At 55.4% G+C, this 21,789-nt stretch carries 17 protein-coding genes and 1 pseudogene; all 18 read left to right on the top strand.

The genetic code is table 11. From position 1 onward, the window contains the following. The first annotated feature begins 150 nt into the window (after positions 1 to 150). Positions 151 to 648 carry a type VI secretion system contractile sheath small subunit gene (gene tssB / locus BHU62_RS22775; RefSeq protein ID WP_073534688.1) on the top strand — a complete coding sequence of 166 codons (498 nt, stop codon included), beginning with the start codon at positions 151 to 153 and terminating at the stop codon, positions 646 to 648. A gap of 34 nt (positions 649 to 682) precedes the next feature. Next, on the top strand, positions 683 to 2,230 hold the full coding sequence (gene tssC / locus BHU62_RS22770) for a type VI secretion system contractile sheath large subunit (RefSeq protein ID WP_073534687.1): 1,548 nt from the start codon (positions 683 to 685) through the stop codon (positions 2,228 to 2,230). Between the two features lie 18 nt (positions 2,231 to 2,248). After that, positions 2,249 to 3,586, top strand: a complete 1,338-nt coding sequence (tssK, locus tag BHU62_RS22765) for a type VI secretion system baseplate subunit TssK (RefSeq protein ID WP_073534686.1) — start codon at positions 2,249 to 2,251, stop codon at positions 3,584 to 3,586. Then, a complete protein-coding gene (gene tssL / locus BHU62_RS22760; RefSeq protein ID WP_073534685.1) occupies positions 3,583 to 4,236 on the top strand; it encodes a type VI secretion system protein TssL, short form in 654 nt (217 codons plus the stop codon). Before tssK ends, tssL begins: the two co-directional genes overlap by 4 nt. A gap of 3 nt (positions 4,237 to 4,239) precedes the next feature. Further along, positions 4,240 to 5,964, top strand: a complete 1,725-nt coding sequence (locus BHU62_RS22755; RefSeq protein WP_171971350.1) for an OmpA family protein — start codon at positions 4,240 to 4,242, stop codon at positions 5,962 to 5,964. Positions 5,965 to 5,968: 4 nt separating this feature from the next. After that, positions 5,969 to 6,460 (top strand): type VI secretion system effector Hcp, encoded by a 492-nt coding sequence (hcp, locus tag BHU62_RS22750; protein ID WP_014070071.1) that lies wholly within the window; start codon positions 5,969 to 5,971, stop codon positions 6,458 to 6,460. 169 nt (positions 6,461 to 6,629) lie between these two features. Further along, complete coding sequence (tssH, locus tag BHU62_RS22745) at positions 6,630 to 9,278, top strand: type VI secretion system ATPase TssH (RefSeq protein ID WP_073534684.1); 2,649 nt, start codon at positions 6,630 to 6,632, stop codon at positions 9,276 to 9,278. Between the two features lie 13 nt (positions 9,279 to 9,291). After that, positions 9,292 to 9,885, top strand: a complete 594-nt coding sequence (locus BHU62_RS22740; RefSeq protein ID WP_236720710.1) for a DUF2778 domain-containing protein — start codon at positions 9,292 to 9,294, stop codon at positions 9,883 to 9,885. Further along, on the top strand, positions 9,882 to 10,109 hold the full coding sequence (locus BHU62_RS22735; protein ID WP_073534682.1) for a hypothetical protein: 228 nt from the start codon (positions 9,882 to 9,884) through the stop codon (positions 10,107 to 10,109). Before BHU62_RS22740 ends, BHU62_RS22735 begins: the two co-directional genes overlap by 4 nt. A gap of 79 nt (positions 10,110 to 10,188) precedes the next feature. Next, complete coding sequence (locus BHU62_RS22730; protein WP_073534681.1) at positions 10,189 to 12,723, top strand: type VI secretion system Vgr family protein; 2,535 nt, start codon at positions 10,189 to 10,191, stop codon at positions 12,721 to 12,723. Then, positions 12,720 to 14,402 carry a T6SS phospholipase effector Tle1-like catalytic domain-containing protein gene (locus BHU62_RS22725; protein WP_073534680.1) on the top strand — a complete coding sequence of 561 codons (1,683 nt, stop codon included), beginning with the start codon at positions 12,720 to 12,722 and terminating at the stop codon, positions 14,400 to 14,402. The genes BHU62_RS22730 and BHU62_RS22725 overlap by 4 nt, the downstream gene beginning before the upstream one ends. Positions 14,403 to 14,420: 18 nt before the next feature. Beyond that, positions 14,421 to 15,110, top strand: coding sequence for a DUF2931 family protein (locus tag BHU62_RS22720; RefSeq protein ID WP_073534679.1), 690 nt, complete (start codon positions 14,421 to 14,423; stop codon positions 15,108 to 15,110). A 29-nt stretch (positions 15,111 to 15,139) separates the two neighbouring features. Next, positions 15,140 to 15,820: a DUF2931 family protein gene (locus tag BHU62_RS22715; RefSeq protein ID WP_073534678.1), complete on the top strand. Its 681-nt coding sequence runs from the start codon at positions 15,140 to 15,142 to the stop codon at positions 15,818 to 15,820. Between the two features lie 26 nt (positions 15,821 to 15,846). Continuing rightward, positions 15,847 to 16,536: a DUF2931 family protein gene (locus BHU62_RS22710; protein ID WP_073534677.1), complete on the top strand. Its 690-nt coding sequence runs from the start codon at positions 15,847 to 15,849 to the stop codon at positions 16,534 to 16,536. Between the two features lie 172 nt (positions 16,537 to 16,708). Next, the gene (locus tag BHU62_RS22705; protein WP_073534700.1) at positions 16,709 to 16,975 is read left to right on the top strand and encodes a PAAR domain-containing protein; all 267 of its coding nucleotides are present in this window, start codon (positions 16,709 to 16,711) and stop codon (positions 16,973 to 16,975) included. 3 nt (positions 16,976 to 16,978) lie between these two features. Next, a complete protein-coding gene (locus BHU62_RS22700; RefSeq protein ID WP_073534676.1) occupies positions 16,979 to 18,133 on the top strand; it encodes a hypothetical protein in 1,155 nt (384 codons plus the stop codon). Continuing rightward, complete coding sequence (locus tag BHU62_RS22695) at positions 18,120 to 21,539, top strand: ImcF-related family protein (protein WP_073534675.1); 3,420 nt, start codon at positions 18,120 to 18,122, stop codon at positions 21,537 to 21,539. Before BHU62_RS22700 ends, BHU62_RS22695 begins: the two co-directional genes overlap by 14 nt. After that, positions 21,539 to 21,789, top strand: a pseudogene (locus BHU62_RS22690) (type VI secretion system protein TssA); the annotation flags it as partial. The gene BHU62_RS22695 and the pseudogene BHU62_RS22690, both read left to right, overlap by 1 nt.

Genomic DNA, 21,789 nt, shown 5'->3' with positions numbered 1-21,789 from the left:
TGGTAAATGGAATGTACCTACTTTTGACCCTGGTTTTGTTGGCGTCGTTGGATGACGTGAAGGGATAGTTGTTCTGGCAGGGTTAGCTTTTCTTATGAATTCCACAGTGGCATTGACCATTTCTATCGATTCCATAGAACAGGGACAGCCATGTCTAACTCCTATCAGTCCGAGATCCCCAAAGCGCGTATTAATCTCAAACTCGATTTGCATACCGGTGGAGCGAGCAAGAAAACTGAGCTCCCCTTGAAATTAATGGTGGTGGGCGATTACAGCAATGGCGCCGAGCAACGTCCCGTGTCGGAGCGTGAGTCTGTCAGTATCAATAAAAACAATTTTGACAACGTGTTATCCGAGTTTTCCCCTTCTGTAAACCTTTCCGTTGTAAACACGCTGGCCGGCGATGGCAGTGAGGAAAACGTCAGTCTTTCTTTCAATGAAATGAAAGACTTTGAGCCGGAACAGGTAGCCCGCCAAATCCCTCAGCTTAAAGCCATGCTCGCCATGCGTAACCTCCTTCGTGACCTCAAAGCCAATCTTTTGGACAACCAAACCTTCCGTAAAGAGCTGGAAAAAATTCTGCTCGACCCGGCGCTGAGCGCTGAATTGCGCAGTGAGCTGTCTGCCCTGGCACCGAAGCAAGCCTGACGGTCGCGATGTTTAACGGATTAATGAAGAGAAAATGCTGATGTCTGTAAAAAATGAGAACGCCGCTGGTGGCGAGAGTGTGGTACTGGAGCGTCCGGAAGCGGGCGGTGTGTATGCATCCCTGTTTGAAAAAATCAATCTGAGTCCGGTGTCAGAGCTGAGTGCGCTGGATATCTGGCAGGATGCGCAGGCGATGTCGGATGCAACGGCGGATGAGCGGTTAACGGCCGGTATGCAGGTCTTTCTGGAGTGCCTGACGAAAGCGGGCTCAAAAGTCGAGAAGCTGGACAAGACGCTGATTGACCACCATATCGCTGAGCTCGATTACCAGATTAGCCGCCAGTTGGATGCGGTGATGCACCATGAGGCATTCCAGCGTGTTGAATCGCTGTGGCGTGGCGCCAAATCTCTGGTGGATAAAACCGATTTCCGTCAAAACGTCAAAATCGAACTGCTTGACCTGTCGAAAGACGACTTGCGTCAGGATTTTGAAGATGCGCCGGAGATTATTCAGAGCGGATTATACCAGCACACCTATACCGCAGAGTACGACAGCCCGGGTGGAGAGCCGATTGCCGCACTGATTTCTGCCTATGAATTTGATGCCTCTGCGCAGGACGTCGCGCTGTTGCGTAATATCTCCAAAGTCTCAGCTGCTGCGCATATGCCGTTTATCGGTTCGGCAGGTCCGAAATTCTTCCTGAAAGATTCTATGGAAGAAGTTGCTGCGATTAAAGATATCGGCAACTACTTTGACCGAGCAGAATACATTAAGTGGAAATCCTTCCGCGAGACCGATGACAGTCGTTACATTGGCCTGGTGATGCCACGCGTACTGGGCCGTCTGCCGTATGGTCCGGACACTGTGCCGGTGCGCAGCTTCAACTATGTCGAGGAAGTGAAAGGCCCGGAGCACGACAAATACCTGTGGACTAACGCCTCCTTTGCCTTTGCGGCCAATATGGTGCGCAGCTTCATCAACAACGGCTGGTGCGTACAAATCCGTGGCCCGCAGGCGGGTGGTGCAGTGAAAGACCTGCCGATCCATCTGTATGACCTCGGTACCGGCAATCAGGTGAAGATCCCGTCCGAGGTGATGATCCCCGAAACCCGCGAATTTGAATTCGCCAACCTCGGTTTCATCCCGCTGTCCTACTACAAGAACCGCGATTACTCCTGCTTCTTCTCGGCGAACTCGACCCAGAAACCTGCGCTGTATGACACCTCAGATGCAACGGCCAACAGCCGTATCAACTCGCGTCTGCCGTACATCTTCCTGCTGTCGCGCATCGCGCACTACCTGAAGCTGATTCAGCGTGAAAACATCGGGACCACCAAGGACCGTCGTTTGCTGGAGCTGGAGCTCAATACCTGGGTTCGCGGTCTGGTGACCGAAATGACCGACCCGGGCGACGAGCTACAAGCCTCTCACCCGCTGCGCGACGCGAAAGTGGTGGTGGAAGACATCGAAGACAACCCGGGCTTCTTCCGCGTGAAGCTGTATGCCGTGCCGCACTTCCAGGTGGAAGGGATGGATGTCAACCTGTCGCTGGTTTCCCAGATGCCGAAAGCCAAATCATAAGGCAAGGGGTTATCAGGGATGAAAATTTATCGCCCGCTTTGGGAGGACGGGGCTGCGCTTGCCCCGCAACAGTTCCAGCAACAGGCCCGCTGGAACGCGCATATTGCCGACACCGTCGCCCGGATGGGGTTTTCTTATCCCTGGGGCGTGGTGGCCGCAGAGTTTGATGATGCCGCTCTGGCGTTGTCTCGTCTGAATGCCACCCGTCTGGTGATATGTTTCCAGGATGGCACGATTGTTGATACAGATCTGGCGGATAATCTTCCGCCAGTCTGTGATTTATCCGCAGAACAGGGTAGTGAGACTGTTGACGTGGTTGTTGCACTGCCGATGCTGAGCGCCAGCGGTGGCAACCTTGATAATGGGCAGGACAGTGAACGTCCGCGTCGCTGGAAAGCGGAACGTGTGGTGGTGCAGGAACTGGCCGGGCGTGAAAGCGGTGAACTGGCCATTCTGCGTAATGCCATTACACTGCGTTTGTCCACTCAGGAAAATACCGCATATCTGACCTGTCCGGTCGCCCGTCTGGTGCGTAATGCACAGGGGCAATGGAGCCGGGACCCGGCTTTCATTCCGCCGATGCTTTCCGTTTCTGCGAGCCCGTTGCTGACCACTGAACTGGGTGATCTGCTGGTTCGTCTGCAGGCACGACGCAAGCGTCTGATGTCCATGCGCCGTGAGAGTAATGAGCGGATGGCTGACTTTGCGGTCGCGGATGTCTCCCTGTTCTGGCTGCTCAATGCCCTGAACAGTGCCGAGCCTGTTCTCACTGAACTTCTGCAGACCCCAGGGCGTCATCCGGAACTGTTCTGGCGTGAACTGGCGCGTCTGGCTGGCAGCCTGCTGACCTTTTCGCTGGAGCACGATGCCAGTGATATTCCGGCGTACCAGCATGCCGTACCTGAACGGGTCTTCCCGCCGTTACTGGCCCTGCTGGATAAGTTACTGGAAGCCAGCCTGCCATCGCGGGTTGTCAGTATTCAGCTTGAGCATCAGGACCAAATCTGGAAAGGATCCCTTCACGATGCGCGCCTGCGCGAAGGGGCCGATTTTTATCTCTCGGTGCGTTCCTCCATGCCGAATCACGAGCTCCAGACCCGGTTCCCGCAGCTGTGCAAGGCGGGCAGCTTTGAGGATGTCTCGGATGTGGTGAACGTGGCGCTGAGCGGAATAGAGATCAATCCTCTGACGCATGTTCCCGCCGCGATCCCTCTGCGCCTGGAGAACCAGTACTTCTCGCTGGACCTGAGTTCTGACGTGGCCCGGACCATGCTTGAAATGGGCAGTTGTACCTTCTATACCCCGCGTTCTCTGGGAGAGGTGAAACTTGAACTCTTTGCGGTGCTGCGTACATGAATACATCAGAAATGAGTCAAATTGAGCGTACGTTCTACCCCGGCTGGCTGATGGCCAGTCAGCTCCGGGGCGGACAGGAGGTTCGCGACGGGGAAGGGCTCTACCGCCGGGCGTGCCGCCTGGTGCAGGAGGCGAAAGCCGCGCTGACGGAGGCAGGCTACAGCGATATCAGCCGGGATCACATGGTCTATGCGCTGTGTGCCCTGCTGGATGAGAGCGTCCTGAATCGCGGGTCGACAGATGACGGCTACCTGACGTGGCGGCGCGATCCGCTGCAGGCGCATTTTTTTGGCACCCTGAATGCCGGTGAAGAGCTCTGGGAGCGTATTCGCAACCTGCTTAAAGAAACGGCACCTGACATTGCAGTGCTGACCTGTATGTACCGTACCCTGCAGCTGGGCTTTGTCGGCCAGTACCGGGCTGAAGACGATGAACGACGTGAAGATGTGGTACGGGCGCTGGGTGAACGGGTACCTGCCTTTACGCTTTCGCAGGATGCGCCGATTGTCGCAAGGGCCTCCCGCCTGTGCAGCGGTCGTCGTCTGTACTGGCTTTCCTGGATTCTCGGGGCGGCTGTACTGGTGGGGCTGTGGTTCTTCCTTTCATCCTCCCTCACCGAACTGGTGAGTCAGACGGTCAGGCCGGGGTAAAGGATGCGTGATGTTTACCGGAGTCTGTTAACCGCCCTGGCGGGCGTACTGGCACTGTGGCTTATCCTGGGCTTCTGGCCGCTGTCGGCCGGGAGCCGTGTGGCACTCAGCCTGCTGGTCATTCTGATGTACGGAGCGATGCTCTGGCGTCAGCGCCGGGCATCACAGCTGCGGGCACAGGCACTCAGGGATATTGTGGACGAGAGCCTGCCCCCGGAAGATTTTCAGGGCGCGGTCATTCTGGTGTGTGGCGATAATCGCGCACTGTTCGCTGAGTCTGTCCGGCATCGTGAAACCCGTCAGGGCTGGTATCTGCGGGTAAAAGACGCAGAACAGCTGCCCTTGCTTGCCCAACATCTGAGTCTGATCCGCCCGGCGCTGGTGTCACAAATCTCCGTCATGCTGGCGGTGGTACCTGAAAAGCACACATCCGGTGATGATTTTACCCAGTCTTTGCGGGGCTGGCAGCGTGCTGTCGTCCAGTGCCGTGCGGCATTTGGCACTCTTCCCCCGCTGTGGACCGTGACCTGGGTATCACCTCCTGTGGCTTGCGCAGAGGCAGAGCCCGTCTGGTTTACCACGGTCAGCCAGCGAAGCGGTATTCAGGTGTATCAGCCTGGTCAGGGCAATGTGTCACTGACGGAGTGGACCCGGGAGACCGGCTCAGACGGGCGTCTTTCCCGTCTGAGTCAGGGCCTGTGGCTGGACAGTCTGCTTTCCTGGCAGAGCTGCGTGGTGAATGACCTGTTGTTGGTACGCCACGGCGAACTGCCGGTGATGAAGTCGTGCGTGCAGGGTATGTGCATGGTGCCGGTGAGCGGTATCGAGGGCAGTCTCTGGCAACAGCACATCACTTCCGTAACGGCGCTGCCACCGGATGCTGTTGTGGCCACCGAGCCACTGCCGTTGCCTGAACTGCTTCTGCCGGCGTTGCCGCGCCGACGTGGCGTCAGCCGCAGAATGGTGTTCTGGCGCTATGCCGGATTACTGGGTGGGATTTTCCTGGCACTTGCCATGCTGGCGTCCTGGATGAATAACCAGCGTCTCATTCGTAATGTTGGCGATCACCTTGCGTTATATCACCAGCTGACGGGTAATCCTGTTGCACCGAAACTGCGTGCGCAGCAGCGCCTCAGAGCCGATGGCGCATTGCTGGACGACTGGGCGCGTCGCGGGGAGCCACTGCGTTATCGCCTGGGACTGTATCAGGGGCTGCGCCTGGTTCCACCTATTGAGGCCGCCGTCAGCGACTGGGCTCCACCTCCACCGCCTCCACCGGTCATTAAGAAAATCATTCAGGGTCCGAAAACCATTCGCCTCGACAGCATGTCGTTGTTCGATTCGGGCAAATCGGCGCTGAAAGCCGGATCCACCAAAATGCTGGTGAACTCGCTGGTCGGCGTTAAGGCGAAGCCGGGCTGGCTGATTGTCGTGTCCGGCCATACCGATAACACCGGTAACCCGAAGCTTAATCAGACGCTGTCCCTGAAACGTGCCGAAGCGGTACGCGACTGGATGCGTGATACCGGTGATGTGCCGGAAAGCTGTTTTGCGGTGCAGGGCTATGGCGAAAGCCGTCCGATCGCAACGAACGACACCCCGGATGGGCGCGCGCTCAACCGCCGTGTCGAAATCAGTCTGGTACCGCAGGCCAATGCCTGCCAGATACCGGGCCACACCCAGGCGTCATCGCAGGATGATGGCGCATCACAACACAATGGAGAGTAATTCCATGGCAATTCCTGTTTATCTTTGGCTGAAAGACGACGGCGGCGCGGACATTAAAGGTTCTGTAGACGTTCAGGATCGTGAAGGCAGCATCGAAGTGGTTGCACAGCAGCATAACCTGTACATCCCGACCGACAACAACACCGGCAAGCTGACCGGTACCCGTATCCACACCCCGTTCCTGTTCACCAAGGAAATCGACTCCTCCAGCCCGTACCTCTACAAGGCTGTGACCACCGGTCAGACCCTCAAGTCTGCGGAATTCAAGTGGTACAAAATCAACGACGCGGGCCAGGAAGTGGAGTACTTCAACACCAAACTGGAAAACGTGAAAGTGGTGAAAGTGAATCCTGAAATGTATGACATCAAGGATCCATCTAAAGAGAAGCACAACCACCTTGAGCGCATTGAACTGCGTTACGAAAAAATCACCTGGACCTACAAAGACGGCAACATCATTCATTCCGACTCCTGGAACGAACGCGCCACCGCGTAAGTCACGAAGCGGACAGGGCTTCTCTGTCCGCTCTTTTTGCTGAGCGTCTGCCCGTCGGGCGTTGAGCAAAAAACCACAAACCGCCAGCCCGACCGCATGCGCTTTGGTCCCCTGAACGGGAAACAGCGAAGGGCGGTAGCGTGCCCGGAAGCCATCAAGAGAGAGAAAAATGGAAAATCCAGCCATCCTGTTACGTCGTCTGAATCCGTACTGTGCCCGCGCGATGGAAGGGGCTGCCTCGCTCTGCCAGACCCGTGCCCATGCGGAGATTTTGCCTGAGCACTGGCTGCTGAAACTGCTGGAACAGGGCGAGGGCGACCTGACGGTGCTGGCACGCCGTTATGAGTGGGATATGGATGCACTGTGGCAGGATTTGCTTGGCTGGCTCGACAATCTGCCTCGTTCGGTGCGCAGCCGTCCACAGCTCTCTGACAACATTCAGAGCCTGCTGCAGGAGGCCTGGCTACTGGCCTCCCTCGCTGACGAAGAACACATCCGCAGCGTGCATCTGCTGATGGCGCTGACGGAGAACCAGCGACTTGCTCACTGTGATGGTCTGTGGCCCTTGCTGACCCTGGGACAGAGCCAGCTGGAACGCCTGCGCCCGCTGCTCGACGCGCAGTCCGATGAACGTCCGGAAGTACAACTGGAAGCGGAACTGGCACAGAGCCATGGCGGAGAAGTGGAGTTCGTCGGGCGTCCTGTCGGCGCAGAGGTAAAAGAGGGAGAGCTGGCCCCGGCCCTGCAGAACGCGCTGGATAAATTCACTCTTGACGTCACTGCCAAAGCCAGAGAGGGCAAAATCGACCCGGTGTTTGGTCGCGAGACTGAAATCCGCCAGATGGTGGACATTCTCTCCCGTCGTCGTAAGAACAATCCGATCCTGGTCGGCGAGCCGGGTGTCGGCAAAACGGCACTTGTTGAAGGGCTGGCGCTGCGTATAGCTGAAGGCAACGTGCCGGAAAGCCTGAAAACGATTATTCTGCGCACCCTCGACCTCGGCCTGTTGCAGGCTGGCGCGGGCGTAAAAGGCGAGTTCGAACAGCGCCTTAAAAACGTGATTGGTGCCGTGCAGCAGTCACCGGTGCCGATCCTGCTGTTTATCGACGAAGCGCACACCATTATCGGGGCGGGCAACTCTGCAGGCGGCGCGGATGCGGCCAACCTGTTGAAACCTGCGCTGGCGCGTGGCGAACTTCGCACTATCGCCGCCACCACATGGTCTGAATATAAACAATATTTTGAGCGCGATGCTGCCCTGGAGCGTCGCTTCCAGATGGTGAAGGTAGACGAGCCGGACGATGAGACGGCGTGCCTGATGCTGCGCGGTCTCAAATCCCGCTACGCTGAACACCACGGCGTACATATCACTGATGATGCAGTCCGCGCTGCCGTTACGCTTTCACGCCGTTATCTAACGGGCCGACAACTGCCGGATAAAGCCGTTGACCTGCTCGATACCGCCAGCGCCCGCGTGCGCATGAGTCTCGACACCGTGCCGGAAGCGCTGACGCAGTATCACGCGCAGCTCACCTCGCTTGAAATCGAAAAGCAGGCGCTGCTGGAAGATATCGCGCTGGGCAGCAACCAGCACGGCGAACGTCTGACCGCCATTGAGCAGCAGCAGAACGACCTGATTGTCGAACTCGATATTCTGGAGAGTCAGTACGGTCGCGAGCTGAGCCTGGCAGAACAGCTGCTGGAAGTGCGTCAGGACATCAGCCGCCAGGCCGATATCACCACTCTGCAAAATCAGCTGTCGGTGCTGCAGGGCAACTCGCCGCTGCTGTCGCTGGATGTGGATACCCGAACCGTGGCCAATGTGATTGCCGACTGGACCGGCGTGCCGCTCTCCTCGCTGATGAAAGACGAGCAGACGGAACTGTTGACCTTGGAAGCTGAAATCGGTAAGCGTGTGGTGGGTCAGGACATGTCCCTAAATGCTATTGCCCAGCGTCTGCGTGCGGCCAAAACCGGCCTGACGTCTGAGAACGGTCCTCAGGGCGTGTTCCTGCTGGTCGGTCCGAGCGGTACCGGCAAAACAGAGACCGCGCTGGCACTGGCCGATGTGCTGTACGGTGGTGAAAAGTCACTCATTACCATCAACCTGTCCGAATATCAGGAGCCTCACACCGTATCACAGCTGAAAGGCTCACCTCCGGGCTATGTGGGATACGGGCAGGGCGGCATTCTGACCGAGGCGGTACGAAAACGTCCGTACAGTGTGGTGCTGCTTGATGAGGTGGAAAAAGCGCACCGCGACGTGATGAACCTGTTCTATCAGGTCTTCGACCGTGGCTTTATGCGCGACGGTGAAGGGCGTGAAATCGACTTCCGTAATACCGTTATTCTGATGACCTCCAACCTCGGTAGTGACCACATCATGCAACTGCTTGATGAGCAACCAGAAGCGACTGAAGGCGATTTGCAGGAACTGCTGCGCCCGATCCTGCGCGATCACTTCCAGCCTGCGCTGCTGGCCCGCTTCCAGACTGTGATTTATCGTCCGTTGGCAGAAACCGCCATGCGCACCATCGTGGAAATGAAGCTCGCCCAGGTGAGTAAGCGCCTGCATCGTCATTACGGCTTGTCCACGAATATTGAAGAGAGCCTCTGTGATGTACTCACTGCCGCCTGCCTGCTGCCGGATACCGGGGCGCGTAACGTTGACAGCCTGCTTAATCAACAAATTCTGCCGGTGCTGAGTCAGCAACTGCTCACTCACATGGCCGCGAAGCAGAAACCACACTCCCTGACGCTCGGCTGGAATGATGAAGAAGGGATTGTACTGGCGTTTAATGAGGTGCTCGGAGGCTGAAATGCAGATTTGCATGATGGATTACAGCAACCTGTCGGCAGATGGCAAAACGGCGTATCTGAAATGCTACGGCATCGGGACGTTTGAAGTGTTGTCGGGGATCGATCGCTATATCAATAACCCTGATTGTGCCGACCATGAAAAAGCCGCTATACCTGTCGGGACCTACTGGGTCACTGACCGCCCTGCCGGCAGCCTGTATAACCGCGCCAGGGCAGAGGCGATCGATGTATGGCATCACTACCGTAACCATCACAGCGACTGGTTTACCCTGTTCAGCGATAAAACCAAAAAAGACAGCCTGAATGTGAATGGTCTGAACCGGACCGGATTTCGCCTTCATCCGCTGAACAGCGACGGAACCGGTGTTTCATGGGGCTGTATCACCCTGCGTCGCTACAGCGACTTCCAGCATCTGCGCCGCCTGTTACTGAGCCGCGGTACGTTTCCTGTTCCGGGTGGCAACGGCCTGATGGCCTATGCCCGTATTGATGTGCGCGGTACGCCCGATTTCAGTCAGTGCGAGAAAGAGATTAAGGAAAAGGACGACGTTGATAAGCGCCGGGCACAACAGGCCCTGAAGAAACGCACGGAGAGCGCAGAATGAAAATCCTGCTTGTACTGGTCCTGGCGTTGCTCGGGTCATTCTTCCTTCCCGATGGCAACCTTACTGATTTTGTCATCAACCATCTTCCGGTGCCGGGTGACGGTGAAGAGGGGATGGATAACCTTGCGATGACGGTCATCCTGATAAAAGCCCTGCTGAGCGGCGTCGGGGCATACCTCCTGCTGACCCTGATCCACTGGCTGCGCAACCACCCGAATAAGTAATCCGTTTTCTTCTTCTCTGACCGACGCTGGCCTGCGCCAGCCCTGACGGAATAACCGAATACACAATGGAGTCAACGCCATGAGCTTGACGGATACCCTGAACACGATGGTGGCCACCGTCACCGGAAAAGCCCTGAACCGCTACCGCCTCGATATCCCTTCCTGCACGGCCGATATCGACGTGGAGGACTTCAGTGGTTCAGAAGCGATGAGCGAGCTTTACAGCTACACCATCAACTTCACCAGTACCGACAAGAACATTGATGCCCGCCAGATACTGAGCAAGCCGGCGACCCTGACCATGGGCGCGGGTAATCTGCTCTCACTGGCGGAGCGCAAGGTAGTTCACGGGGTGGTGACCCGTTTCGAGCGTACCGGTGGTTCAGCAGATAAAGCGCAGTACTGCATTGTACTGGAACCATTCCTGGCATTACTGGGGAATCAGTTCCGTACTCATCGCTTTTTCGTCAACAAGTCGGTGCCGGAAGTGGTTGCAGAGGTGCTCACGGAGCTTGGCCTGAAAGGCTGGGAGTTTGAGTTTACCCTCAAAGCCGATTATCCAAAGCGTGAGCAGATTAACCAGTATCAGGAAAACGACCTCGCCTTCATTGAACGCCTGCTGGCAGAGGTGGGGATTTTTTACTTCTTTACCCTGCAGCCTGACACTCAGACTGAAGTGGTACACTTCGCGGACAAGCAGAGCGCCTGGACGTTCGGTAAAAAACTGCCGCTGAACAGCCCGTCAGGGGCGAATGACAATGCGGCCGACTCGGTGTGGGACGTGCACGTCTGGCATAACGTAGTGGAGCGCTCGGTCACCGCCAGCGATTACAACCACCGCGAAGCCCAGAACGTCCTGACATCCGTGCCGGCGGACATGACCCGTGGGGACGGGGAAGGGAACACCTACGGCGATGTGTACCATTATCGCCCGCGTCACCTTGAACGTGGCGACAAAATTAACCCCGCAGCGGAAACAGGTAACTTCTGGGCACGCCTGGAGCATGAACGTTTTCTGTCCACCCAGACTACGGTGACCGGTAGCAGTACCGACCATACCCTGGGCCCAGCTCAGGTGCTGACTGTCACCGAAACGGCTATCCCGCCGACACTGCCATGTGAAACCGAAAATGGCCTTGTCATCATCAGTGCGGGTTACTCCGCCAGCCGTAAAAATGCCCTCCGGGTGGAGTGGGCGGCGATGCCTTACTATGAAAATCGCTGCTGGCGTCCGGCGGCGAAAAAGCGCCCGGTGGTGAGTGGCACCCTGACGGCGCGAGTGACCAGCGCCAAAGAGAACGATATCTACGCCTGGCAGGATGCATCCGGCATGTACCGGGTGAAATTCGATGCTGACCGTGACGATAAACGTCAGGGCATGGAAAGTATGCCGGTGCGTTTCGCCAAACCCTACGGCGGTGATAAGTACGGCTTCCACTTCCCGCTGATACAGGGCACTGAAGTTGCCATTGCCTTCCACGAAGGTGATCCGGATCGTCCTTATATTGCCCATGCCCTGCACGACTCCCGCCACGTTGACCACGTTACTGAAGCCAACAGCACGCGCAATGTTATCCGTACAGCTGGCCTGAACAAGCTGCGGATGGAGGACAAGCGGGGTGAAGAGCACGTTAAGCTCAGTACGGAGTATGGCGGCAAGACACAGCTTAACCTGGGGCACAATGTTGATGTAAAAAGAGTGCTTCGTGGTGAAGGGGCTGAGTTGCGGACGGATGACTGGGTAAGTATCCGCGGTGGGAAGGGTGTTTTCATCACGGCGGATAGTCAACCCCAGGCGCAAGAGCCGATGCTGGAGATGGACGAAGCTATCCGGCAACTGGAGCAGGCATTAACTCTGGCACGTAGCATGACGCAGGCGGCAACCTCTGCGAAGGCGACCGAAGGGGATGTTCGCAGCCAGCAACAATTGAACGCCACGTTAAGTAATCTCACCGCACCGGGAATGCTATTGCATGCCCCACAGGGTATCGGAATGGTCAGTGCCAAAGCGCTGCGGTTCGCTTCTGGAAGTGAAAGTGTTGGGATCATGTCGAGAGATAATACCGATATCAGTGCCGGTCAGTCGTTCACGGTTGCGGCGGAGGAAGCCGTCAGCCTGCTGGCGAATGGCCGGGGTATGCAACTGCTGGCGGCAAAAGGCCGGGTAAATATCCAGGCCCAGAGTGACACGCTATCTGTTAACGCGCAGAAAGATCTTGATATTCAAAGTTCAGAAGGGAAAGTGACGATCTCTGCCGAACAGGAGCTCATTCTTGCCTGTGGCGGGGCTTATATCAAACTGAGCGGCAGAAATATCGAGCTGGGTTGTCCGGGAAATATCCTGCTTAAATGCACTAACGCCCAGAAGATGGGGGCAGCCAGTATTGATATCGCCCCAGTTGAAATGCCGGGAGGGTTTGGTGGTGGCTTTATTCTTACCGATCATGAAGGGACGCCTCAGCCATCAACGCCTTATCGCATAACAACAGCAGATGGCGATGTCCTACAGGGAATTACTGACGAGGAAGGCAAAACGGCACCAGTCAATACGTTAATCCCGTCATCGGTAAAAGCTGAGTTTGGCAAAGTAAAAACCAACGGAGAGGCGGAATGACAAAATATCAGGGTTATGACGTAACTGACGGCACCCATAAAACCAGTATTCATAATGAATGGAAAACGGTTGTTGCGCAGAAAAAGCCAGTGCGAGGCGTGACGTTAACCATCGGTGTTTTTTTCGACGGTACGGGTAATAACAGAGAAAACACAGCCTCTCGCTTAATGCAATTCAATGAATGCAATGCCCCTCAGCAGGGTGTGAATCAAAAAGATGCGCAAAGCTGTGAAGACTTTCTCAATGCAATCAATAAAGACAGTTTCTCAAATGGCAGCTATCGCGGATATTACTCAAATATCCACTGGCTAAACTTGCTTTATAAACCAAACCAATTGCTGTCGGAAAACCAAACGGTAGCTCAAATAAGAACGTACATTTCCGGGATAGGTACTGCGGCAGGCGAATCAGACTCAGCTATAGGTATGGGGCTGGGCACCAGTATTCTGGATGTGTTTGAGGGGGTGGTGACAAAAACTGATGAGGCGATGAAGGGGATCACCCGTGCGATATTAGAGTTTATGGAATTTAATTTAAACCCTGATTTTTGCATTGCGAAAATTCAGTTTGATGTATTTGGTTTTAGCCGTGGCGCGGCGGCGGCGCGGCATTTTGCCAATCGGGTTATGGAGCAGGACCCTGCTATAGCCAGTGCGATTGCAAAAGGGCTTCGGGGCGATTATTACGACGGCAAACCTTCCGGCGAAGTCCGCTTCCTGGGCATTTTCGACACTGTGGCGGCAATTGGTGGTATCAACAACTTCTTCGACATTAACGGCCGCAGCAATCCGAGGGTGAAGCTGGAATTGCGTCCTTCAGTAGCGAAGAAAGTCTTTCAGATCACCGCGATGAATGAGTACCGTTATAACTTCAGCCTGAACAGTATTAAAGGTATGTGGCCCGAGCTTGCTTTACCGGGATCGCATTCAGATATCGGTGGGGGTTATAACCCGGTGGGTTCACCTCTGCAGGAAAATGAGAGTCTGTTTCTGAGCTGCCCCGAATTTGACATCGTCAGCGACGATACCCAGGAAACCGCTACACGGGTATATCGTAATGCGGAGAAAGCCAGAGAAGCGTTGGTGTCTCTGCCTGCATTGAAATACGTGTTACCCCATGGAAAAATAACCACCAAAACCCGCTCCGTGGGTGTGATGAATAGCAATCAACGTCGGTCGGGGGGAATTCAGAAACAGGTGGGGGCCGCGGTGTTTTTCGAGCGAACGGCAATTCCCAATGAATGGGCTAACGTCTGTCTGCGCGTGATGCTGGATGCGGCTCAGGAGGCGGGAGTCTTGTTTGCTCCCATTGACCCAGCAAATCCCGATACTAAGCTTCCTCCAGAATTGATTCCATTGTCTGATAAAGCCATTGCTCAAGGAAAAGCGGTGCGACTTGGGCAAGCTCCACAGCCGTTTACCGAGGAGGAACGACTGCTTATCGGGAAATATACCCATTGCTCCGCCAAATGGAACATCGAGTCCGATCGTAATCTATGGGTGGATCCTAAAACGGGAGAGATATTTATCCATCGTTTTGGCCCGAAAGAAGATAAGGCGTTTGTCTTCCCGAATAAGCCTAATGGCCACTGGATACGTTCGGTATGGTATATGGATGATCAGCAGCGTCTACATGATAGCGCGGTGAAAAACGGTGACTTCACCACCTCTGAGTATTAAACGCTAAGGAATAGCAATATGAGCTTAACTAAAGGCATTTTCACTGTTTGTCTGTTGGTGTCAGTGACAGGGTGTTCCACAGGAAAAGCGCAGTCTGTTGCGCAAGGTGATACCGCAACCCACACGGAACTGGGCTATAAAAAGCTGCCCTACGACGAATGGAAATTTCTCTTTATTTATCCCAAGGCGCTACCGGCGCTGGCTACTCAGGCACTGATGGTGGATGGGGCCGGTTATAAGACCACCTACCAGTATGTTGATAACACCGAATCAAGTGATGTCAGTGTGGGGCGCTGGAATGATCGTCTGGGAGGTGTAGAGGCCTATTACAACAAAGGCAAAGCGCTGCCGCTGATGCTGCGGTTCTGTTGGGATTCTGTCATCGATAAAAAGAGTTATGAAACGCAGGTGATATTTAAACAAGGTACCTGGGAACAGATGACTACGCCTTATACAGATAACCGCTGGGATGAAACCTATTATCGTTCAACCATGATTATTGGCCTGGCCCCCGAGGGTAAGGTTAGCGTCTGGTTAGGGGACCGTGGCAATCCAGTGGTAGCCCAGTCGGATGCCAAAATCACCACCGTGTCGGGCGAAAAGATGAATATGTGCAAGGGCGTAACTAAACATCCTGATGGGTATGTTTATTACGGAGATACACCTGATTTTATTAAAGGTAAAACCTACCCCTACGGTAGCTGGTGATATTCAAAGTGGCATAATGGAGCCATCAAATGAACGGGCACATAAAAACGCTCATTATTTTTTCCAGTGTTGTCCTTGCTGGCTGCACCGCAGAGAAATCTCCGTCTGCTGCTCCGGGCGAGACAGAGTTGGGCTATAAAAAGCTGCCCTACGGCGAATGGAAATTTCTCTTTATTTATCCCAAAGCGTTACCGGCACTCGCCACCCAAGCACTGATGGTGGATGGGGCCGGTTATAAGACCACCTACCAGTATGTTGATACCACAAGGCCAAGTCAGGTCAGCGTGGGGCGCTGGAATGACCATCTTGGGGTGACACAGTCCTATTATAACAAGGGTAAGGTGCTGCCGCTGATGCTGCGGTTCTGCTGGGATTCGGTGATCGATAAAAAAAGCTATGAAACGCAGGTGATATTTGAAAAAGGCACCTGGGAACAGATGACCACGCTATATACCGACAGTTATCGCCCTGATGAGACGTATTACCGTGACACGATGGTGATCGGTCTGGCACCTGGCGGAAAAGTGAGTGTGTGGCTGGATAATTTAGGTGATCCAGTGGTCCCCCAGTCGGATGCCAAAATCACCACGGTGTCGGGTGAAAAGATGAATATGTGCAAGGGCGTGACTAAAAGTGATTTTTCATATGGGTATGATCAAGACATTAAAGAGTTTATCAAAGGCAAAACCTATCCCTACGGTGACTGGTAATAGTTAATCTGAACGGAAACAGAAAGATGGAGAGGAATAATAAGGCCGTTATTGTCTTTGTGCTGATTGCCCTGACGGGGTGCTCCACGGGGAAAATACAATCTGTTGCTTTAGGTGATGCCGCAACCCACACGGAATTTGGCTATAAAAAGCTGCCCTATGACCAATGGGAGTTTTTATTTATTTACCCCTGGGCACTGCCCGCACTGGCCACGCAGGCGCTGATGGTGGATGCAGAGGGTTACAAGACCACTTACCAGTATGTTGATAATACCGAACCGAGTAAGGTCAGCGTGGGGCGCTGGAATGACCGCCTTGGAGGAGTAGAAACTTACTATAACAAAGGTAAAGCGTTACCCCTGATGCTGCGGTTCTGCTGGGACTCGGTGATTGATAAAAAAAGCTATGAAACGCAGGTGATATTTAAACAAGGTACCTGGAAGCAGATGGCCACACCTTTTACTGACAGTTACCGGAACGAAACCTACTATCGTTCAACCATGATTATTGGCCTGGCTCCCGAGGGTAAGGTTAGCGTCTGGTTAGGGGACCGTGGCAATCCAGTGGTAGCCCAGTCAGATGCCAAAATCACCACGGTGTCGGGTGAAAAGATGAATATGTGCAAGGGCGTAACAAATTTCCCTAATGGTTATGGATATACCAAGGGGACAAAAGCTTTTATCGAAGGGAAGGTTTATCCTTACGGAAGCTGGTGATAGCAAACTTAAAACAAATAACAAGTCAGTTGTTAATTCCCCTGTCGCTTGTTAGACGTATTAAAAATGGCAGATTTATTTTTAATAGGCTGATTACGTGCTTGAGTTATTGTATTAACTCTTCATGCGACATATGGAAATAACATTTCTGATAATTATTGTGAGGGGCTTTATGTCTAAAGGCTTTGTATTACTTGGTGATAAAACCACCCATGGTGGAGAAGTTATTTCTGCATCATCAACCATGATCGTCAACAGCAAAAAAGTGGCATTAATCGGCGATAAAATCAGTTGTCCTAAGGAAGGGCACGGTATTAATAGCATTGTTGACGGTTCATCTGAATGGATCTCTGACGGTAAAGCTGTCGTGGTGGACGGATGCCGTTGTGAATGCGGTTGTCAGGTGATCTCCAGTGCGCCAGATTGTGCAATAGGATAAGCCATGGGCTGGGAACGAAAGAGACCAATAATTTCAAAAAGCCCTGAGGAGCCGTCACTTGTTTTATGGTTAGGTGTGGCCATCGTGGCGCTGATTATGAGCATTTTGTTGTTTGTGCTTCATGCAAATCAGCGACTGGGATCGCTCCAGGCGTTCAATATCTGGATATTATCAGCCACACCGTTAGTTACTTGGTTCACCCTTATCTGTCTGCGGGGCTGGTTGTATAACCTGGCGTTTAATCGCTATAAATTTGAAACTGACGAAGCAGAATATGCTCAGCAACAGTGGTCTGCATGGGCCGGGCGTTATCTGGCCGTTCTGCACAACGTGGCATTCTTGCCTGGTTCATTAACAGCAGCGCAGCTTATACAACCGCCACCAGGACTTGAACGGCGTGGTCAACAAACGCGGCATATCCCCTGGGGGGAGGCTGAAGGGTTGACAATCCTGCTTGGTGACGTAAGCGATGCCTTGTTGCAGCTTCCGGCAGATTTGCCTCTGAATGCCACCTTTCTGACTGATTCCCCAAGAAGTATCTCATCGCTACGGGCTCTGTTTGATCACTGCTGGAAGGGGGCTATCCCGACAGAGCGTCCAGCTCCGAAACTGAATATCCGGCAATCCCATTCTCTTCTGATACTTGATGAGCATCTTAAGTCACCTGAAATATCTGCTGAGTTGGTTTTGGTGCAACAGTTGCAGGGTGGGGAGAAGTACAGTGATGCGCTTATTGTACTGCTGCTGGTATCTGATGATGTTGCGACCAAATATCAGTTTAAACATGATGTCCGGCTGTTGCGTCCTATGGGCCTCGATACATCCCGATTATCAGAAGAGCTCGCATTGTATTTTTCCACGCAGACCCTGGCGAACAGTACACAGTTTATCGCGGGTGATCAACTGCGCTGGGCAGATGACTTTTTTGAACTACTGAAGGCAAGTGAAACCTCCGGCGGATACTGGAAAACCGAGCAAGTTCAGTGGTTGGAAACTTTTTCCGGTATCAGTGGGCCATTTTCCCCCTGGGTGATGGCCGCAGTGAGCAGTGACATAGTGCGTTTACAACGGGCAGACTGCCTGATGCTTTCTGCTGACGAAGAACAGAGTTTTATTACTACCGTGACAACAGGGAAGCAGAATAATGAAAACGGGTAGCTCAGTGTGGCGAGGGAACTGGGGTGGCTACGGTCTGACGGGTTTGATTGCCGCAGCAATAGGCTGGGGTATCTGGCATTATGGAAACAGAATTGGTTTGAATTCCACTGGAATGAAATGTCTTGGCTTCGCCGGGGCCATGATCCTCCTGATGCTGTTTCGACATGGTAAAACCATCGGGTTGGCAGTTCAGCAACGCTGGCACCGTTTTCAGGCAAAACGAAAAAATGAATTACCAGTCGATGAAGGTCGCGTTAAGCAGACCGCCCCCCGCAACGTCACCGTCGACACCATCCGCCTCGCCATGCGTAACCTCTACGGTCGCCATTGGGGACGTAAAACACGCATCCTGCTGGTAACCGGCGCTGCCTCTGAGGTGGAGCAACTGACCCCCGGCCTGACGGGCCAACTGTGGCAGGAAGATCGCGGCACGCTGCTGCTGTGGGGCGGCGACCTCAACGCGCCAGCAGACAGTGCCTGGCTGAGCGCGTTGCGCAAACTGCGCCGCCGTCCGGTGGACGGCATGGTGTGGGTGACCTCGGCGTTCGACCAGCTTTCTGCCCTGGGTCTGGAGCCGCCATTACCGGTGCCGTCTGAAAGCACCATGGACACTCTGGCCCACGCCATCAGCGCGCGTATGGAAATGCTTGGCTGGAAACTCCCGCTGTACGTCTGGTCCCTGCATCCGCGTGCCGGTAAATCGGGCGGTCGCATCGTGCAGGCCACAGGCTGCCTGCTGCCTGCCGGTTGTCGTACCGAAGGGTTGGCAGAGCAGCTTTCCGCCCTGACGCCGGAGTTGACCTCGCAGGGCCTGCTGCAGGCCTGTGATGATGTTAAACACAACTTCCTGCTGGCCCTGGCCGACCAGTTGATTCGTGTGCCGGAGAGCGTGGCCGCCCCGCTGGCGGTGCTGCTTAATCCGTATCGTCCGTTGCCGCTGGCCGGAGTGGTGTTCAGCCAGCCTTCAGCCGGGGCGGAGCGTAGCGTGCAGCGCCACTGGGGCATGGATAAACGCTGGGATGTACTGCCTGAATCTGTCGGGATGCTTCCTGCCGCGCTGCGCCCCGTGAAACCTGGCATTCCGTGGCGCAGAGTGTTGGTGTCTGCTGCTGCGCTTACGATGGTGAGCTGGGCTGTGTGGATGAGCATCGCGTATGTCACCAACCGCAGCCAGATTGCTGGCGCAAATGCCCAGGCATCTCTTGCCGCCCGAGAGAATCAGCCGCTGGAGCAGCGTCTGCATGCGCTGTCGGAACTCCAGAAAACCCTGGCCCGTCTCCAGTATCGCGCTGAGCACGGTGCCCCCTGGTATGAACGTGCCGGACTCAGCCAGAATAACGCCCTGCTGGCGGCACTTTTGCCCCGCTATCAGGCTAGCGCGCAGCCGTTGCTGCGTGACGCGGCAGTCGGCCATTTACAAACGCAGCTGAATGCCTTCAATGCCCTGCCGCCGGGCAGCCCGCTGCGCGAGCAGATGGCGAAAACGACGTATGACCAGCTGAAACTCTACCTGATGCTGACCCGCCCTGAACATATGGATGCAACCTGGTTCAGTACCACGTTGCTGAACGACTGGCCGAAGCGTAACGGTGTGAAAGAGGGCGTCTGGCAGGGGATGGCCCCGTCGCTGTTGTCGTTCTGGGGCGCGCAGCTGATTGCGCACCCGGAGTGGAAGATTCGTGCTGATGAGGGCATGGTCAGCCAGGCGCGTTCCCTGCTGGTTCGCCTGATGGGCGTGCGTAACAGTGAGTCCACGCTGTACCAGAAGATGCTTGCTCAGGTGTCACACCTGTATGTGGATATGCGCCTCGAAGACATGACCGGTGATACCGACGCTTCCCGCCTGTTCAGTACCGCCGAGATTGTGCCGGGCATGTTTACCCGCCAGGCCTGGGAGCAGGCGGTACAGCCCGCCATTGGAAAAGTGGTGAAAGCTCGCCGGGATGAAATGGACTGGGTACTGACCGACAGCAAGAGACAGGTGATGCCACAGGATGAGACGTCCCCGGAGGCGCTGAAAACGCGCCTCACGGAGCGTTACTTCGCCGACTTTGGTGGGGCATGGCTGGAGTTTCTCAACAGCCTGCGGTGGAATCGGGCCACCACACTGTCAGATTCGATTGACCAGCTCACCCTGATGGCCGACGTGCGTCAGTCACCGCTGGTGGCGCTGATGAACACCCTGAACATCCAGGGGCGTACCGGGAAAACCGGGGAAGCGATGTCTGACTCGCTGGTGAAGTCGGCGAAAAATCTGCTCGGCGGTGATAACCAGGATGCCATTGACCAGCGCGCCGGGGCACATGGTCCGCTGGATGCAACTTTTGGCCCGGTGCTGGCCCTGATGGATAAAAGTAACGCCGGGGCACAGGGGCAAAGCCTGCAGGCGTACCTGACCCGGGTGACCCAGGTGCGCCTGCGTCTGCAGCAGGTGACCAACGCCGCCGACCCGCAGGCGATGACCCGGACCCTGGCTCAGACGGTGTTCGAGGGCAAGGCGGTTGACCTGACCGACACCCGGGACTACGGCAGCCTGATTGCCGCCGGGCTGGGCCAGGAGTGGAGCGGCTTTGGCCGCACGGTGTTTGTCAATCCGATGGAGCAGGCCTGGCAGCAGGTGCTGACCCCGGCGGCCGACAGCCTCAATGTCCAGTGGCAGCAGGCGGTGGTTGCTGAGTGGAACAGCGCCTTCGGCGGCCGCTATCCGTTTAACAATGTCAGCAGCGATGTCTCCCTGCCGCTGCTGGCTAAATACCTCAACGCGGATTCCGGGCGTATCACCCAGTTTCTGCAGACCCGCCTGAAAGGGGTGCTGCACCGGGAAGGCAGTCGCTGGGTGCCGGACAGCATCAACTCCCAGGGCCTGACGTTTAACCCGGCGTTCCTCAACGCTATCAACACCCTGAGCCATATCTCGGACGTGGCCTTCACCGAGGGCAACGCGGGCATGAGCTTCGAGCTGCGCCCGGGGACGGCGGCCGGGGTGATGCAGACCGACATAATTATCGACAGCCGGAAACTCACCTATATGAACCAGTTGCCGGCATGGAAGCGTTTCACCTGGCCTGCGGATACCGAAGCTCCCGGCGCGAACCTGAGCTGGATGAGCACCCAGGCCGGTACCCGGCAGTATGCGGATATCCCGGGGGCCTGGGGCTGGATACGCCTGCTGGATAAGGCCAGCGTCAGCGCGTATCCGGGGGTGGGCAGCAGCTACAGCCTGAGCTGGAAAGCGCAGGACGGACGAGCGCTCAATTACACCCTGCGCACCGAAGCCGGAGAGGGCCCGCTGGCGCTGCTGAAGCTGCGTAACTTCCGCCTGCCGGAGACCATTTTCAGTTCCACCGGGGTGGCTCCGTCAGACCTGAACGCCAGCGCGGGCAACGACACGGAGGAGGTGTACTGATGAGCACCCTGAATGCATTACCTGGCGCCTGTCAGGCAGAGCAGGAAACCCTGCTTGCGGCTACCCGTGAGCGCGTGGCGCAGTGGGACAGCTGGCTGCAGCCGCTTTCCGGGCCCACGCCCGTTGGCGAAGACCCGGGCTATGACGATGACTTCCAGCAGATGCGTGAGGAGGTCAACAAACTCTCCGGGGCGGACACGGAGCTTATCTGTCGACTGGCGGAGACGCTGTTGACCACCACCGCCAAAGA

The organism is Serratia marcescens, from assembly GCF_001902635.1.
Lineage (GTDB): Bacteria > Pseudomonadota > Gammaproteobacteria > Enterobacterales > Enterobacteriaceae > Serratia > Serratia marcescens_F.
This window is presented reverse-complemented; position numbering and strand designations above follow the sequence as displayed.

Excerpts from the sequence above, each read along its gene's own strand:
- tssB (WP_073534688.1), top strand. The coding sequence starts at position 151 with ATGTCTAACTCCTATCAGTCCGAGATCCCCAAAGCGCGTATTAATCTC.
- tssH (WP_073534684.1), top strand. The coding sequence starts at position 6,630 with ATGGAAAATCCAGCCATCCTGTTACGTCGTCTGAATCCGTACTGTGCC.
- BHU62_RS22730 (WP_073534681.1), top strand. The coding sequence starts at position 10,189 with ATGAGCTTGACGGATACCCTGAACACGATGGTGGCCACCGTCACCGGA.
- BHU62_RS22705 (WP_073534700.1), top strand. The coding sequence starts at position 16,709 with ATGTCTAAAGGCTTTGTATTACTTGGTGATAAAACCACCCATGGTGGA.
- tssL (WP_073534685.1), top strand. The coding sequence starts at position 3,583 with ATGAATACATCAGAAATGAGTCAAATTGAGCGTACGTTCTACCCCGGC.
- tssC (WP_073534687.1), top strand. The coding sequence starts at position 683 with ATGCTGATGTCTGTAAAAAATGAGAACGCCGCTGGTGGCGAGAGTGTG.
- BHU62_RS22720 (WP_073534679.1), top strand. The coding sequence starts at position 14,421 with ATGAGCTTAACTAAAGGCATTTTCACTGTTTGTCTGTTGGTGTCAGTG.
- BHU62_RS22735 (WP_073534682.1), top strand. The coding sequence starts at position 9,882 with ATGAAAATCCTGCTTGTACTGGTCCTGGCGTTGCTCGGGTCATTCTTC.
- tssK (WP_073534686.1), top strand. The coding sequence starts at position 2,249 with ATGAAAATTTATCGCCCGCTTTGGGAGGACGGGGCTGCGCTTGCCCCG.
- BHU62_RS22755 (WP_171971350.1), top strand. The coding sequence starts at position 4,240 with ATGCGTGATGTTTACCGGAGTCTGTTAACCGCCCTGGCGGGCGTACTG.
- BHU62_RS22725 (WP_073534680.1), top strand. The coding sequence starts at position 12,720 with ATGACAAAATATCAGGGTTATGACGTAACTGACGGCACCCATAAAACC.
- BHU62_RS22700 (WP_073534676.1), top strand. The coding sequence starts at position 16,979 with ATGGGCTGGGAACGAAAGAGACCAATAATTTCAAAAAGCCCTGAGGAG.
- BHU62_RS22740 (WP_236720710.1), top strand. The coding sequence starts at position 9,292 with ATGATGGATTACAGCAACCTGTCGGCAGATGGCAAAACGGCGTATCTG.
- BHU62_RS22695 (WP_073534675.1), top strand. The coding sequence starts at position 18,120 with ATGAAAACGGGTAGCTCAGTGTGGCGAGGGAACTGGGGTGGCTACGGT.
- hcp (WP_014070071.1), top strand. The coding sequence starts at position 5,969 with ATGGCAATTCCTGTTTATCTTTGGCTGAAAGACGACGGCGGCGCGGAC.
- BHU62_RS22715 (WP_073534678.1), top strand. The coding sequence starts at position 15,140 with ATGAACGGGCACATAAAAACGCTCATTATTTTTTCCAGTGTTGTCCTT.
- BHU62_RS22710 (WP_073534677.1), top strand. The coding sequence starts at position 15,847 with ATGGAGAGGAATAATAAGGCCGTTATTGTCTTTGTGCTGATTGCCCTG.